The sequence below is a fragment of the Xenorhabdus sp. SGI240 genome, from assembly GCF_040081915.1.
GTDB classification, from domain to species: domain Bacteria; phylum Pseudomonadota; class Gammaproteobacteria; order Enterobacterales; family Enterobacteriaceae; genus Xenorhabdus; species Xenorhabdus bakwenae.
The window spans coordinates 132,435-149,234 of the sequence record NZ_JBEBMB010000006.1 but is presented as its reverse complement, the minus strand read 5'-3'; the positions used below and the strand labels follow the sequence as shown (position 1 = coordinate 149,234).

Sequence of the window (16,800 nt, the reverse complement as noted above, 5' to 3'; positions counted from 1 at the left end):
GTTTTGTATTGGTAAAAAAGCACCCAATAGATTTCAAACGGCTGCTTGAAATCTATTGGGTATATCCGTTAATCAAATTGATATTGGGATATTAGGTCATCCACTCAATTGACTAAATGTCCCGATATTCTGCCATAGGCTGGTTACCCATTGTCCGACATGGGGTGTGGACAGCATAGTCATGTGATTGCCGGGCACAACTATCGTATTGAGTTCAGCCGCGTGAAGACGCCATTGGGTTTCTCGAGTTCTCCTTGCCTCTTTTTTATCGCCTTCCCCGGCATTAACCAAATGAACAAGCCCCTCATAACGGGTACGCGGTATATAACGGGTGTTCAGATTAGCCTGCATAACGCGAACAATCCCTTGCAACAGTGATATGGGTGTTTTTGCCGGGAAAAGCCCGACCCTAACCAGAGCACTGTGCAGATGCTGGATTTGTTCATCCGCAGCCAGGTCAGCAAAATCTTGTCTGGTGAGCGGAAGAGGCTGGTTTAGTAGCATATTATAGATATCGATCAACTCCATGATTGTTTCAATACGGTTGACTGACTTGAGGGCACTCCCTTGCTGATCCGGTTCATCGGTATCAATAAGAATAAGATCGGATACCTGTTCTCCATCGGCCTGCAATTGCAGGGCTATTTCAAAGGCAATCCAGCCCCCAAAAGAGTGACCGAGCAGGTGATAAGGGCCATGCGGTTGGATCTGGCGGATACTCTGGATATAGGCACGAGCGGCCCCTTCAACACTGCTGTAAGGGGAATGATGCTCAATCGTGAACCCACGTGCCTGTAAAGCGTATATCGGAAGTTGCTGTGGGAACGATAGTGCCAGTTCGAGCAGACTGGACGGGCTGGCACCGGCACCCGGCAGGCAAAATAGCGGCGATACGGCTGGAGAGCCTTGCTGAATAATAACCAGTGGGTTAAAGGAAGGCACATCCCGTAGGTTTTCAGTGATTGAATCCACGATCTGGTTTAGCAGAGGAGGCTGCATAATGGAGAAATGTGTCCCACCGATAGGATAGAGCACCGAATCGGGACCGACAATGTCATGCCAGCCGTGCCAGCTGTCGCCGTTGACTAACTCCTCCGAAGTATAGAGGTGAACCGGTAAGGCGGATTTTTGCGCGATGTACTCTTGACCAAGCTGTGAAATCATCTCGGCGGTATAGACACGCAGAAGAATATCTTCACGTGTGATCCCCGCCGGCAACCACTGGTGTTCCATGAAGTACTCAAGCACCTGTTCCACATTATTGAGGTGGTACAGTTCCGCCAAATCCTTTTTATCATCAAGAATCTTTTGGGCACGCAGTGCGTTAATAACGAATCCAATTCGTCTTGCTTCTTCGCTGACAGAGAGGGCGGCAGTTGTTAAGGCGTCACTATTATCTTTATGGGCATGATAATAGGAATCAATCATACCAATAAACTCGACTGTCTCACCATCACTGGTTAATTGTTGGGCTATCTCGTAGGCAATTACCCCCCCAATCGACCAGCCCATCAGGCGATAAGGCCCTTGTGGTTGGATACGGCGAATGGCCTGAATATGGTCAGCGGCAAGTGCTTCAATCGATCCCGGAGGATGCGTCAGTGTATGGATACCAAGCGCCTGCAAGGCATAGACCGGAAGTTCAGGGGGCAACAGGGTAGCCAGGGGAGAATACACCAGGGGATCACCGAATGTTTCGTGAACCAAGAATAAAGGCAGCAAAGTGCCTGCCGGACTGAGCGGTACAGGATTTTCGTCAAATGGGGATACGGGGATGACGAACTGTTCCTTAACCGCCAGGGCCAGATCACATAAGGTTGGATGGGTGAACAGAGTGGCCAGTGAAACCTGCATATTTTGTTCACGCATGTGATTCAACAACTGTACCGCGAGCAGCGAGTGTCCGCCAAGTTCAAAGAAATGGTCATGGCGGCTAATCCTTTCCAGTCCCAGTAAATCTTGCCAGATCCGAGCCAGCGTGGTTTCTGTTTTATCGATGGGAGATTCATAGCCCCGCACCACGAAAGCGGACAGATCGGGGGCAGGTAACGCCTGCCGGTCGAGTTTGCCGTTAGGGGTTAACGGGAAAGTCGCTAACGTGACAAAGGCACTGGGCAACATATAGTCGGCAAGGTGTTGGACAAGTTGCTGGCGCAGTTTGGCGGGCACCAATTCAACCCCTTCCTGCGGTAACAGGTAGGCGACCAGTCGTTTCTGGCCGGGTTCATCTTCGCGGGCAATCACCGCCGCTTCACGCACGCCGTCACATTGGCAGAGTCTGGCTTCGATTTCCCCCAGTTCAATGCGGAAACCCCGTAGCTTAACCTGAAAATCATTGCGACCCAGGTAGTCGATATTGCCATCGGGCAGCCAGCGGCCGAGGTCACCGGTTTTGTACATGCGGGCATCAGGTGTGGCTGAGAATGGATCGGGAACAAAGCGTTCCGCTGTCAACTCAGGGCGGTTGAGATAACCTCGGGCCACACTGGTGCCACCAATATAAATCTCACCAGCAACACCAAGAGGCAGCAACTGGCCTTGGGCATCCAGAATATAGATCTGGGTGTTAGCAATTGGCCGGCCGATGCTGGGCTGTGACAATGTTAAATCAACCGGACAGAGGGTGGCATCTACCGTACATTCTGTTGGTCCGTAAACATTGATAAAGCGGGTTGTTTCTATTTCTTGCAGTCTGGACCACATTGAAGGAGGAATACTGTCACCACCCACCAGCGCCAACCTGGGTTGATAACCGACACGGGTTCCCAGCCCGGACTCTAACAGCCATTGTAATTGCACTGGCGTACAGTCGAACATGTCCACAAGGTGGCGTGCAAAATAGCGCCAGAGTTGCTGGCTGTCGGCACGGATCTCTTCAGGTACGATGATCAATGTATGACCGGAAAGTAACTGAAGCCAGATTTTCACCGAAGCATCAAACACAATACTGGCATTCATCGCTACGCGGCACGGTGGGCTGAGGTCGAGCGCGGCATTCAAACCGGTATGAAGATTGATGACATTCCTGTGTGTCACCATCACTCCTTTGGGCTGTCCCGTAGAACCGGAGGTGTAAATCACGTAGGCCAGATGATGTGGTGTGAGTTCCAGCGTTTGAGCATCGGGATTGTTTTCAGATCCCTTCGCAAAGAGAGAGCGTGACTGAGTATCGAGTAAAATGCTGGGCAGGGTGCAGTCCAGCATGTCAACGAACGCAGATTGGGTAAGCAGGGCTACCGGTGCAGCATCATCTATCATGTAAGTCAGTCGTTCGGCCGGATAGGCCGGGTCCAGTGGGACATAGGACCCACCGGCTTTGAGGATAGCCAGCAGTCCCACCATCATCTCAAGGCTACGTTCAACACAGATAGCCACACGATCATCAGGACGTACCCCTATGGCAATCAGATGATGCGCCAGGCAATTGGCCCGCCGGTTCAGTTCACCGTAGCTGAAAGACAGATCGCCGAAGACGACGGCGGTGACGTCAGGTGTGCGGGCGGCTTGTTGCTCAAACAGTTCATGGATCAGGACGTTTGGCGGGAAGTTAATCCCTGTGGCGTTGAACCCGGCCAGTAACTGTTGGCGTTCCGTGGCAGGCAGGATTGACAGATCCAAAACCGGTCGCCGAGGTTCGTTCATTAGGGCTTCGGTCAGGCTGCTAATGGCAGTGACCAAATAATCAGCTACCCGGGGAGAATCAATTGTGGCGACGGCCTTGACTGATATGCTGAACGCTTCCCCAGAGTCATCCACTGAGAGGCTCAACGGGTAGTTAGTTCGCTCCTCAGAAAGCAACAGGCGTATGCCACGCCAGACTGTCTCAGTTGTATCTGGTCGGTTATGGCGATAATTCAGTAAGGCACTGAACAGCGGCATTGGTGGTGCTACACCGCTGCACCGTTGTGCCAGCGCCAACGGAGCTTGTTCATGCTCCAATAAGGCGGTCAGGTTATGGTAGGTATCCTGCACAATTTCCTGTACCGTGCGCCCGCCCAGAGCGACACGCAAGGGCAGGGTGTTGATAAACATCCCCAGTATACGATCAACCCCCGCGCCGCCTTGCAGACGGCCCAGTAGCACGGAACCAAAAACCACATCATCGCGGTCACTGATTTGGGCCAGTACCTGCGCCCAGGCCACATGGAACAGCACACTGGAACTAACGCCCAGCCGACGCGCCTGAGAGCGAATGGCCTTCGCCAACGTAGAGTCAAGTGGAAGACGGTGTTCGTTGATAACACTATTATTGGCGGGGACGCTGAGTATCCCGAAGGGGGCGGTTGGCTCATCAATATCCGCCAGTTGGCTACGGAAATAGGCTTCATGCTCTGTCGTTGGCATACTTAATGTTTGGGCAATAAAGTTGCGGTAGGGCAGCATGGGGGGCAGTGTTTTGGCATTGCCCAGCAGTATCTGGGCAATTTCCGCAAAAATCAGCTCCAGTGTCATATGATCACTGACCAGATGGTGGAAACGCAAAGCCAGCAGCCATTCATTTTGTTGCGGATCATGGGCGGTATCGACGGCAAAGAGGGGGGCCAGGTTCAAATTGATTTTATGCTGGCGTGGATCAGTGTGAGCCTGTAACTGCACCGGAATATCGCCTGTCGTGGCAGGGGTGAATTCACGGACAGTCAGCGGTGCCTGACGCCAGACCACCTGCACCGGCTGTTCCAGTCCTTGCCAATAAATGGCGGTGCGCAGGATATCATGGCGATTGATAACCTGTTGCAAGGCATCCAAAAAGCTATCGAGACGATCACGGGTATCGAAAGCGAGTAAGCTTCGCAGCAGATAATTATCTCCCTGTGACTGTAACAGATGATGGAACAGGATACCTTCCTGCAACGGGGTCAGTGGATAGATATCCTGTATATTACCTGCTCCGTCCGGCAACTGCTCAACGATGGCATCAATTTCGGCCTGGCAGAGAGAAACTAAAGGCAGCATATCGGGCGTGATAACCGTACAACCTTCGGGGATACGGTTAGGGGGGACGACAAAGGGGCTGATCCCATGCTGGGTGGCCTGAGCCATATTGGTGAGCACAGGTGAGGCGAACACACTACGAACCTCGAGCTGCCAGCCTAAATTGCGCAGTTCTTCCACCAGACTGACAATCATCAGTGAATGACCGCCGAGTTCAAAGAAGTGATCGTGACGACTGACCTGTTTGAGTCCCAGGAGTTTTTGCCAAATCTGCGCCAGCGCGGTTTCTGCCTCACCGATGGGAGCTTCATAGTTGCGGGCCACAACCGCCGATAAATCGGGAGGCGGCAGGGCCTGACGGTCGAGTTTGCCATTGGGGGTCAGGGGGAAGGATGTCAGCGTGACAAAGGCACTGGGCAACATATGCTCAGCGAGGTGCCGGGCCAGTTGCTGGCGCAGTTCTGCCGGCACCAGTTCAACCCCTTCCTGTGGCAGCAGGTAAGCGACCAGCCGTTTTTCGCCGGGTTCATCTTCGCGGGCAATGACCACAGCCTCACGTACGCCGTCACATTGGCTGAGTCGGGTTTCGATTTCCCCCAGTTCAATGCGGAAACCCCGCAGCTTGACCTGAAAATCATTGCGGCCGAGGTAGTCGATATTGCCATCGGGCCGCCAGCGGCCGAGATCGCCGGTTTTGTACATACGGGCGTCTGGCTGTGAAGCGAAGGGATCAGGCAGGAAGCGTTCGGCGGTCAGTTCAGGCCGATTCAGATAACCGCGAGCCACGCCCGTCCCGGCAATATAAATTTCCCCCGTCACACCGCGCGGAACGGGTTGACCCTGTGCATCCAGAATATAAATCCGGGTATTGGCGATCGGGCGGCCAATCGGGGGCGGATTATCCTCTGCGGAGGAAGCACAGGAATAGAGTGTGGCACAGACTGTGATCTCCGTCGGCCCATACGCATTGATCATCTGCCGGCCGGGTGACCAGCGTTTGACTAAGGTTGATGGACAGGACTCTCCCCCCACCAACAGGGTTTGCACGGTATCGGGCAGGGTATCCAGCGCGGATAACGCGGTGGGTGACAAGAGAACATGGCTGATGGCCTGATCGGCTAAGTAGCCGGACAGTATGGCGCCGGGCAATAGATTAGCCCGTTTGGCCAGATAGAGGCACCCGCCCGCCATTAAGGCCATGCAACATTCCCAGATACTGGCATCGAAGCTGTTGGAGGCGAATTGTAAGACACGACTGTCGGCGGTGAGTGCCAGGGCATGTTGCTGGGTGGTGATTAAATTGCACAGGTTTTGATGTTCAATCATCACGCCTTTCGGTTGCCCTGTTGAACCGGAAGTATAAATGACATAGGCCAGATGGCGGGATGTCAATCCCAGCGCTTGGGAGGCTGGGTTATCAGCGGGTTGTGTTGCCAGACCTGATTCGTGGTCATCCAGTAAGACCGTTGGCAAGGCGTTAAACTGAGCGAGCCACTCTGATTGGGCCAGTTCCGATTGAGTCAGTAAAGCCACGGGGGTAGCATCTTCCAGCATATAGCTCAACCGTTCGGGCGGGTAGGACGGATCAAGCGGGACATAAGCCCCCCCCGCCTTGAGGATAGCCAATAAACCGACCACCATCTCCGGGCTGCGTTCAACACAAATGGCGACCCGGTCATCAGGCCGCACCCCCAGCGCAATCAGATAATGGGCCAACTGATTAGCGTGGTGGTTTAATTCACCATAGCTCAGTGTCTGGTCTTCATAGACGACAGCAAGAGTATCGGGATGCTGTGCGGCCTGCGCCTCAAACAGTTGGTGGATCAATGCCTCTTGCGGGAAATCGGCCTGAGTGGTATTGAAATCCACCAGCAGTTGCTGCCGCTCTGCCGCCGGTAAGATAGGGATATCCCGGATCGCTTGTTGCGGGTTGTGAACTAAGGCATCAACCAAACCGCTGATGACTGTCGCCAGATAGGTGTTGATGCGTTCCGGTGCAATGTCGCTGACAGTCAGAGCCGTTAATTGGAAACCGTCTCCTAAGTCATCCACTGACAGGGTGATGGGGTAGTTGGTACGCTCTTCTGCGGCCAAAACACGGATACCTGCCCAAGTGCTGTCAACGGACTCGGTTTCACCCATTTCCGTTTCACCCGAAGGGCTGTGACGGTAATTGAACAAGGTGCTGAACAGTGGCAGGGGTTGCTCCACGGCACTGCACCGTTGTGCCAGCACTAACGGGGCTTGTTCATGCTCCAGCAAAGTGATCAGGTTGTGATAGGTCTCCTGCACGATTTCCTGTACTGTGCGCCCATCCAGAGAGAGACGCAGGGGTAACGTATTGATAAACATGCCCAGTATTTGATCCGCCCCCGCCCCGCCTTGCAAACGGCCCAGCAGCACGGAGCCAAACACCACATCATTGCGGCCGCTGGTGTGGGCCAGAACCTGTGCCCATGCCACATGGAACAGGACACCCGGGCTGACACCGAAACGACGCGCCTGAGTGCGGATGGCTTTGGCCAGATCAGGCGCGATAGCGAGATGGGCTTTAGTGACAAGATCGTTGCCAGTTTGTACATTAAGCAACCCAAATGGCGCGGTGGGTTCGTCAATGTCCGCTAATTGGGCGCGGAAATAGGCTTCATGCTCGGCGGTTGATGTATTCAGGGTTTGGGCGATAAAGTTGCGATAGGGCAATACTGCGGGCAGTTTCTCCGTTTTTGCCTGCAAGATGAGCGCAATTTCTGTAAAAATCAGCTCCAGTGTCAGATGGTCACTGACCAGATGATGGAAGCGCAGCGCCAGCAACCATTCATCTTGTGCCGGATTGGGGGCAATATCGGCGGTAAACAGGGGCGCAAGATTCAGATTGATACGGTGCTGACGCGGATCAGTGTGAGCCAGTAACTGCGCCGGAATATCGTCTGTCATGGCAGGCGTGAATTCACGGACAGTCAGCGTTGCCTGACGCCAGACCACCTGCACTGGTTGTGTCAGTCCCTGCCAGTAAGCGGCAGTGCGCAGGATATCATGGCGGTTAATAACCTGTTGCAAGGCATTCAGGAAGCTATCGAGCCGATCACGGGTATCGAAAGCGAGTAAGCTTTGTTGCAGATAGTTATCCCCCTGTGCCTGTAACAGATGATGGAACAGGATGCCTTCCTGCAACGGGGCCAGTGGATAGATATCCTGTACATTACCTGCCCCGCCGGGGATCAGCTCAACGATAGCATCAATCTCAGATTGGGAAAGCGAAACCAGTGGCAACATATCGGGCGTGATAACCGTACAATCTTCGGGGATACGGTTGGGGGGCACAACAAAGGTGCTGACCCCATGCTGGGTAGCCCGGGCCATATCGGTGAGGACCGGTGAGGCGAATACACTGCGAACCTCGAGCTGGCGGCCCAGATTACGTAGCTCTTCGACCAGACTGACAATCATCAGCGAATGGCCGCCGAGTTCAAAGAAGTGATCATGGCGACTGACCTGTTTGAGTCTCAGGAGTTTTTGCCAAATCTGCGCCAGCGCGATTTCTGTCTCACCGACGGGGGCTTCATAGCCACGAGCGACAACCGCCGATAAATCGGGCGGCGGCAGGGCCTGACGGTCGAGTTTACCATTAGGGGTGAGCGGGAAAGTCTCTAAGATGACAAAGCCGCTGGGCAGCATATAGTCGGCAAGATGCTCAGTCAGTTGCTGACGCAATTCAGCCAGCACCAATTCAGCGCCCTCTGACGGACGCAAATAGGCCACCAGTCGTTTCTGTCCCGGCTCATCTTCGCGGGCCAGTACCACGGCTTCGCGCACGCCGTCACATTGGGTGAGCCGGGCTTCGATTTCCCCCAGTTCAATGCGGAAACCGCGCAACTTGACCTGAAAATCATTGCGGCCAAGGTAGTCGATATTACCATCGGGCAGCCAGCGGCCGAGGTCGCCGGTTTTATACAGGCGCGCATCGGGTTCTGACGAGAACGGATCGGTCAGGAAGCGTTCAGCGGTCAGTTCAGGGCGATTCAGATAGCCACGGGCGACACCTACTCCGCCAATATAAATTTCCCCCGCCACACCAATGGGAACGACCTCACCGTGAGCATCAAGAATATAGATTTGGATATTGGCAATAGGATGCCCAATCGGCACTTGCCCGATATAGCGACCCGGAACACACTGCCAGGCCGTGACATCAATGGCCGCCTCTGTGGGACCGTATAAATTATGCAGTTCACTGTGAGGTAAATGGGACAGACAGTGTTGTTGCAAGGCATAGGGCAGCGCTTCCCCACTGCATAAAATCTGGCGCAGAGAAAGGCAGCGTCCAGCCGGAAGGAAATGGAGGAAAATTTGCAACATGGAAGGCACAAAGTGGATCGTCGTGATATGACGGTTTTCTATCTCTTCCAATAAATAGTGCGGTTCTTTGTGACCGCCGGGGCGAGCCATCACTAATTGTGCCCCAACCATCAGGGGAAGGAAGAATTCCCAAACGGAGACATCAAAACTGAACGGCGTTTTTTGTAAGACGCGATCTTGCGGGGTTAATTGATAAGTCGCCTGTGCCCAGAGCAAACGGTTAACCACACCACGGTGCTCATTCATCACGCCTTTGGGTAATCCGGTGGAGCCAGAGGTGTAGAGTACATAGGCCAGATGACGCGATGTCAGCCCCAGCGCCTGGGCGTCTGGATTGTCAGTCGGTTGTGCTGTCAGAAACGATTCATGGCTATCAAAGATCTTATCCAGCAAGACCGCAGGCAAGGTGCTGTCAAGTTTGTCGCGTAACGAGGTTTGCGTCAGTAAAACCACCGGTGCCGCATCTTCCAGCATATAGGCCAACCGTTCGGTTGGGTAGGCCGGGTCGAGCGGAACATAAGCACCACCTGCTTTAAGAATGGCAAGTAGCCCCACGACCATCTCCAGACTGCGTTCGACACAAATCGCTATCCGATCGTCAGGATGAACTCCCAGCGCAATCAGGTGATGAGCCAGACGATTAGCATGGCGATTCAATTTCTCATAGCTGAGAGCGTGAGCGCCACAAATGACGGCGGTTGCATTGGGCGTTTTTGCCGCTTGTGCTTCGACTAATTGATGGATCAGTGCCGCTTGTGGGAAATCCACTTGAGTGGCGTTAAAATCGGTCAGTACGTGTTGCCGCTCTGCCGCCGGTAAGATGGGGATATCCCGGATCGTTTGCTGCGGATTGTGAACTAAGGCATCAACCAAACCGCTGATCGCTGTCACCAGATAGGTGTTGATGCGTTCGGAGTCGATTTCGGTGACAGTCAGGGCTGTTAGCTGGAAGCCGTTCCCTAAATCATCCACTGACAGAGTGATGGGATAGCTAGTGCGCTCCTCTGCGGATAAAGTCCGTATGCCTGCCCAAAGGGTATCAACCACTTCCGTTTCACCTACTTCCGTTTCACCTACTTCCGTTTCACCCGAAGCGCTATGGCGATAATTGAGCAAAGTGCTGAACAGCGGCATGGGTTGTTCCACGGCACTGCATCGTTGTGCCAGCACTAACGGTGCCTGCTCATGCTCCAGCAAGGTGGTCAGATTGTGATACGTGTCCTGCACGATTTCCTGTACCGTGCGTCCGCTCAGAGAGATACGCAGGGGCAGGGTGTTGATAAACATGCCCAGTATGCGATTAGCCCCCGCGCCGCCTTGCAAACGACCCAGCAGCACGGATCCAAAAACCACATCATCGCGGCCGCTGGTTTGGGCCAGTACCTGCGCCCAGGCCACATGGAACAGGACACCGGGACTGACGCCCAGCCGACGCGCCTGAGAGCGGATGGCCTTCGCCAACGTAGAGTCAAGTGGAAGACGGTGTTCGTTGATAACACTATTATCGGCGGGTACGCTGAGTATCCCGAAGGGGGCGGTGGGTTCATCAATATCCGCCAGTTGGCTACGGAAATAGGCTTCATGTTCTGCCACGGGCACACTTAATGTCTGGGCAATAAAGTTGCGGTAGGGCAACATCGTGGGCAGTGTTTTTGCATTGCCCCGTAGTATCTGGGCAATTTCCGCTAAAATCAGCTCCAGTGTCAGATGGTCACTGACCAGATGGTGGAAACGTAAAGCCAGCAGCCATTCATTCTGTTGCGGATCGTGGGCGATATCGGCAGCAAAGAGAGGGGCGCGGTTCAGATTGATCCGATGTTGACGCGGATCAGTGTGAGCCTGTAACTGCGCCGGAATATCGCCTGTCGTGGCCGGGATGAATTCATGGATAGCCAGCGTTGCCTGACGCCAGACCACCTGCACCGGCTGTTCCAGTTTTTGCCAATAAACCGCTGTACGCAGGATATCATGGCGGTTGATAACCTGTTGCAAGGCATTCAGGAAGCTATCGAGACGATCACGGGTATCGAAAGCGAGCAGGCTTTGCAGCAGATAATTATCCCCCTGGGTCTGTAACAGATGATGGAACAGGATACCTTCCTGCAACGGGGCCAGTGGATAGATATCCTGTACATTACCTGCTCCGCCCGGGATCAGCTCAACGATAGCATCAATCTCAGATTGGGAAAGCGAAACCAGTGGCAACATATCGGGCGTGATAGCCGTACAATCTTCGGGGATACGGTTGGGGGGGACGACAAAGGTGCTGACCCCATGCTGGGTAGCCTGAGCCATATCGGCGAGGACCGGTGAGGCGAACACACTGCGAACCTCGAGCTGCCAGCCTAAATTGCGCAGTTCTTCCACCAGACTGACAATCATCAGTGAATGGCCGCCGAGTTCAAAAAAATGGTCATGGCGACTGACTTGTTTGAGTCCCAGGAGTTTTTGCCAAATCTGCGCCAGCGCGATTTCTGCCTCACCGACAGGGGCTTGATAGCTGCGCGTGACAACCGCCGATAAATCGGGGGCAGGCAGAGCCTGACGGTCAAGTTTGCCATTAGGGGTGAGCGGGAAAGTTTTTAAAGTGACAAAGGCGCTGGGCAGCATATAGTCGGCAAGATGTTCAGTCAGTTGCTGACGCAATTCAGCCGGCACCAATTCAGCGCCCTCTGACGGACGTAAATAGGCCACCAGTCGTTTCTGCCCCGGCTCATCTTCACGGGCCAGTACCACGGCTTCGCGCACGCCGTCACATTGGCTGAGCCGGGCTTCGATTTCTCCCAGTTCAATGCGGAAGCCCCGCAACTTGACCTGAAAATCATTGCGGCCGAGGTAGTCGATATTGCCATCGGGCAGCCAGCGGCCGAGGTCGCCGGTTTTGTACATCCGCGCATCGGGTTCTGACGAGAACGGATCGGTCAGGAAGCGTTCAGCGGTCAGTTCAGGGCGATTCAGGTAACCACGGGCCACACCGTCACCCGCGATATGGATTTCACCGGCAACACCGACGGGAACAGGCTGACCACACGTATCCAGAATATAAATCCGGGTATTGGCAATGGGACGGCCGACAGGAATGGCACGGGTGACATCAACCGGGGAAGCCATCGCATAGGTGGTGGCAAAGGTTGTGGTTTCTGTTGGACCATATCCATTTATCAGATGCGCGGGCTGGGACAGCGCCAACTGCACCTGTTGTATCTTTCTCGGGTCAAGGACATCCCCACCGACAAGCAGGTAACGTAACTGCCCAAACAGGGGAATAAGATGATCCAGATATTCGTTAAATAAGCCGGCCGTTAACCAAAGTGCCGTGACCTGTCCTTTTACCAGTACATTGAAGAAACTCACCGGATTCAGCAGTACCGATTGTGGAACCACCTGCAGGCGTGCCCCATTGAGCAGGGCAGACCAAATTTCCCAGGTCGAGGCATCAAAAGCGATATTGGCACAATGGGCGACACAGTCATTCGGCGCAATATCAGCAAACCCGCTATTCACGATAAGACGAAGGACATTGCGGTGTTCGACCATCACTCCCTTCGGTTGCCCTGTTGAACCGGAAGTATAAATGACATAGGCCAGATGGCGGGATGTCAACCCCAGCGCTTGAGGCGTTGGGTTATCAGGGGGTTGTGTTGCCAGAGACGGTTCGTGGTTATCCAGCAAGACCGTTGGCAAGGCGTTAAACTGAGCGAGCCCCTCTGACTGGGCCAGTTCCGATTGGGTCAGTAAAGCCACGGGGGCGGCATCTTCCAGCATATAAACCAATCGTTCGGCCGGATAAGTGGGATCAAGCGGGACATAAGCCCCCCCCGCCTTGAGGATAGCCAGTAAGCCGACCACCATCTCCGGGCTGCGTTCAACACAAATGGCGACCCGGTCATCAGGCCGCACCCCCAGCGCAATCAGATAATGGGCCAACTGATTGGCCCGGCGATTAAGCTCGCCATAGCTGAGGGTTTGCTCCTCAAAGACGACAGCAATGCTATCGGGATGCTGTGCAACCTGTGCCTCAAACAGTTGATGGATCAACGCCTCCTGCGGGTAATCCACTTGAGTGGCATTAAAATCCACCAGCAGTTGTTGCCGTTCTGAGGCAGGCAGCAACGGCAAAGTGGCAATAGGTTGGGTTTCATCCGCGACCATGGCGGTCAGCACATTGTTGAAATAACCGGCTATCCGCTCAACGGTGGTGGTGTCGAATAAATCGGTGGCATATTCCAGCTCACCGACCAGACCGGCTTCGCTTTCACTCAGTGACAAAGTCAAATCAAAATGAGCACTATGATGTGCCTGGTCAATCGTAGTCAGTTGCAAACCCGGCAGGGTCAACGCTTGGGCTGAGGTGTTATTTAAGGCCAGCATCACCTGAAAGAGGGGGTTGTAGCTTAAGCTACGTTCAGGCTGGAGTGCTTCTACCACCTGTTCGAAGGGCAGATCCTGACGGGTATAGGCGGCCAGTGCCCGCTCCCGAACCTGGGCCAGCAAATCCGCCACACAGAGTTCATCATGGCAAGAGATGCGCAAGGCCAGCGTATTAACAAAGAACCCCATCAGCCCTTCCAGTTCACGGTGTGGACGGTTGGCAATCGGGGTGCCGATAACGATATCATCCTGTCCACTGATCCGGGTCAGTACGAGACTCCAGGCACTGAGTACCGTCATAAATAAGGTGGTGTGATGGCGCTGTCCAAGTTCCTTTAGTGAAGCCAATAAGTCTGCGTCAACGTGCACAGGCACTTGGTTGCCCGCATAGGTTTGTACCGCCGGGCGTGGCCGGTCGGTTGGGAGAGTGAGTAAGGCAGGCGCGTCAGCAAGCTGGGCACACCAGAAATCACGTTGTTCAGTGAAGAGCGAGCCTTGTAACTGCGCCTGTTGCCAGACCGTATAATCAGCATACTGAATGGGTAGGGGGGGCAAAGGGTCATCATGATGACCGTCAAGGGCCGCCCGGTAAAAGGTGCCCAGTTCTTGCACCAGCACACCGACGGACCAGCCATCAGTGATAATGTGATGCAGAGTCAGTAACAGCACATGCTCTTCGTCTGCCAGTTGCAGCAATTGTCCACGGATCAGCGGTCCCAGGGCAAAATCGAAGGGTGCCTGCGCCTCGATATCAGCGAGTTCGGCGACACGCTGGGTACGCAAGGCCGTATCAAGCGGGCGCAGGTCGTGACAGGACAGAGCAAAACCGATATCAGCCGGATCGATATGCTGGCAGGGTTGGCCTTCTACCAGGATAAAGCGGGTACGCAGACTTTCATGACGGGCAATCAGGCGGTCAAGTGATGTTTTCAGCGCATGGGTGTTGAGCTGGCCTGTGAGGCGTAAAGTCACTGGCAGATGATAAGCCTGACTGGCCGCCGGATCGAGCTGGTTGATAAACCATAACCGCTGCTGGGCAAAAGAAAGAGGCAGAGATTGATGTCTGTCCGCGGGTTTAATCAATGCCGGTTGCTGTTGTTCCCCGCGGGCTTTCAGCTGTTCTGCAAGTCTTTTCTCCAGCACCGCACGTTTCAAGTCATCGATATTCATATTGATCTTTGTCATTATCTACTGCCTCCGCGGGGTTCTTTCCCGCCTAAAATGGCCATCAATTCTTCTGCTGACAGTGAGTCAAGATCGTCCAGGATTGACTCAAGTTCGTTTTCCCCTACTACACTCATTTGGGTTGAGAGAATGACAGTGGCCTGCTTTGTCAATGTGGGCGAAGCAAATAACGAAGTCAGAGGGATACTGACCAGGAATTTGTCTTGTATACGGGTTATCAGTCTGACGACCATCAGCGAGTGGCCGCCGAGTTCAAAGAAGTGGTCGTGACGACTGATACGCTCCAGCCCTAATAGATCCTGCCAGATTTGCGCCAACGCGGTTTCTATCCTGCCTTGTGGCGGCTCATAACCCTGAGTCACCACGGCCGCCAGATCCGGCGCAGGCAGGGCCTGACGGTCGAGTTTGCCATTGGGGGTCAGGGGGAAGGATGTCAGCGTGACAAAGGCACTGGGCAGCATATAGTCAGCGAGGTGCCGGGCCAGTTGCTGGCGCAGTTCTGCCGGCACCAGTTCAACCCCTTCCTGTGGCAGCAGGTAAGCGACCAGCCGTTTTTCGCTGGGTTCATCTTCGCGGGCCAGCACCACCGCCTCACGTACGCCGTCACATTGGGTCAATCTTGCCTCAATTTCGCCCAGCTCGATACGGAAACCGCGCAGTTTGACCTGAAAATCATTGCGGCCGAGGTAGTCGATATTGCCATCGGGCCGCCAGCGGCCGAGATCGCCGGTTTTGTACATACGGGCGTCTGGCTGTGAAGCGAAGGGATCAGGCAGGAAGCGTTCGGCGGTCAGTTCAGGCCGATTCAGATAACCGCGAGCCACGCCCGTCCCGGCAATATAAATTTCCCCCGTCACACCGCGAGGAACGGGTTGACCCTGTGCATCCAGAATATAAATCCGGGTATTGGCGATCGGGCGGCCAATCGGGGGCGGATTATCCTCTGCGGAGGAAGCACAGGAATAGAGTGTGGCACAGACCGTGATTTCCGTTGGTCCATAGGCATTAAGCATTTGCCGTCCGGGTGACCAGCGTTTGACTAAGGTTGGCGGACAGGACTCTCCCCCCACCAGCAAGGTTTGCACGGTATCTGGCAGGGTATCCATCGCGGATAACGCAGTCGGTGACAAGAGAACATGGCTGATGGCCTGATCGGCTAAATAGCCGGACAGTATGGCGCCGGGCAATAGATTAGCCCGTTTGGCCAGATAGAGGCACCCGCCCGCCATTAAGGCCATGCAACATTCCCAGATACTGGCATCGAAGCTGTTGGAGGCGAATTGTAAGACACGACTGTCGGCGGTGAGTGCCAGGACATGTTGCTGGGTGGTGATTAAATTGCACAGGTTTTGATGTTCAATCATCACGCCTTTCGGTTGCCCTGTTGAACCAGAAGTATAAATGACATAGGCCAGATGGCGGGATGTCAACCCCAGGGCTTGAGGCGTTGGGTTATCAGCAGGTTGTGTTGCCAGAGACGGTTCGTGGTTATCCAGCAAGACCGTTGGCAAGGCGTTAAACTGAGCGAGCCACTCTGATTGGGCCAGTTCCGATTGAGTCAGTAAAGCTACGGGGGCGGCATCTTCCAGCATATAAACCAATCGTTCGGCCGGATAAGTGGGATCAAGCGGGACATAAGCCCCCCCCGCCTTGAGGATAGCCAGTAAGCCGACCACCATCTCCGGGCTGCGTTCAACACAGAGGGCGACCCGATCATCAGGCCGCACCCCCAGCGCAATCAGATAATGGGCCAGCTGGTTAGCGTGGTGGTTTAATTCACCATAGCTCAGTGTCTGGTCTTCATAGACGACAGCAATGCTATCGGGATGTTGTGCGGCCTGCGCCTCAAACCGTTGGTGGATCAACGCTTCTTGCGAGAAATCGGCCTGAGTGGCATTGAAATCCACCAGCACTTGTTGCCGCTCTGCCGCCGGTAAGATAGGGATATCCCGGATC

2 protein-coding genes (1 of these 2 cut by a window edge) are annotated in these 16,800 nt (G+C 54.3%); both read right to left on the bottom strand.

Going from position 1 to position 16,800, the window contains the following annotated elements; all coding sequences use genetic code 11:
• Window positions 1-96: 96 nt before the first annotated feature.
• Window positions 97-14,844 (bottom strand): amino acid adenylation domain-containing protein, encoded by a 14,748-nt coding sequence (locus ABLA76_RS02605; protein ID WP_348986750.1) that lies wholly within the window; start codon window positions 14,842-14,844, stop codon window positions 97-99.
• On the bottom strand, window positions 14,844-16,800 hold the end of the coding sequence (locus ABLA76_RS02600; protein WP_348986749.1) for a non-ribosomal peptide synthase/polyketide synthase. Its footprint extends 20,687 nt past the window's final position; only the last 1,957 of its 22,644 coding nucleotides appear in the window; the start codon falls outside the window, past its right edge; its stop codon occupies window positions 14,844-14,846. The genes ABLA76_RS02605 and ABLA76_RS02600 overlap by 1 nt, the downstream gene beginning before the upstream one ends.